Origin of the sequence: Arcobacter sp. CECT 8989 (assembly GCF_004116715.1) — a bacterium.
Classification (GTDB): domain Bacteria; phylum Campylobacterota; class Campylobacteria; order Campylobacterales; family Arcobacteraceae; genus Halarcobacter.
Window position 1 is genome coordinate 1 of sequence record NZ_PDKE01000137.1, and the last position, 386, is coordinate 386.

Below are 386 nucleotides of genomic sequence, written 5' to 3' on the forward strand. Positions count from 1 at the left end.
ATCCTTGAAATGTAGTTTCTGTAATTGAATCAGTTGTTGTTTATTGTAGCGTTTAAATCAAAGCTAGAAAAGCATAATTATTATTTATCTAATACTTAAAGTTTTTATTATTTAAAATGTAAGTTTAAATGCTTGCTTTTTTTTGCACATAATATTATAAAATCTCAATTGTTTTTGAGGCATATCCGCACTCATTGTCATACCAAAGTAAAAACTTAATCATTTTCTCTTTTTTTACATCTGAATATCTGTGGTCAATAATAGTTGTATAGGCTTGTTTTTTGAAATCACTAGAAACAATAGGCACATAGTTATTTAAAACTATAGGACAGTTTTGCATTTCCTCAAACTCTTTAAAAAGATTTATAAATTATGTTTTAGAAATT

At 24.6% G+C, this 386-nt stretch carries 1 protein-coding gene; it reads right to left on the reverse strand.

Going from position 1 to position 386, the window contains the following annotated elements; genetic code table 11:
* Positions 1-154: 154 nt before the first annotated feature.
* Complete coding sequence (locus tag CRV02_RS14730) at positions 155-340, reverse strand: hypothetical protein (RefSeq protein WP_258239348.1); 186 nt, start codon at positions 338-340, stop codon at positions 155-157.
* Positions 341-386 lie beyond the last annotated feature (46 nt).